This is a genomic window from Pseudomonas sp. BJa5, from assembly GCF_030272875.2.
In the GTDB taxonomy this organism is placed as follows: domain Bacteria; phylum Pseudomonadota; class Gammaproteobacteria; order Pseudomonadales; family Pseudomonadaceae; genus Aquipseudomonas.
Map to the genome: position 1 here is coordinate 1 of NZ_JALRNG020000231.1, position 235 is coordinate 235.

The 235-nt window shown below is 60.9% G+C and carries 1 pseudogene; it reads right to left on the bottom strand.

The features are described from left to right. Positions 1-235, bottom strand: a pseudogene (locus M2D63_RS26135) (metallopeptidase TldD-related protein); the annotation flags it as partial.

A 235-nucleotide genomic window follows, 5' to 3' on the forward strand; every position in this document is an offset into this window, starting at 1 on the left:
CCACCCACGGTGATCGAATCGATCTTCAAGGTCGGTTGGCCAACGCCCACCGGCACCGACTGACCATCCTAGCCGCAAGTGCCGACGCAACTGTCCAGGGACAGGTCGTTACCCACCATCGATACCCGGCTCATGGCCTCCGGCCCGTTTCCGATCAGGGTCGAGCCCTTGACCGGGGCAGTAATATTGCCGTCCTCGATCAGGTACGCTTCGCTGGTGGAGAACACAAACTTGC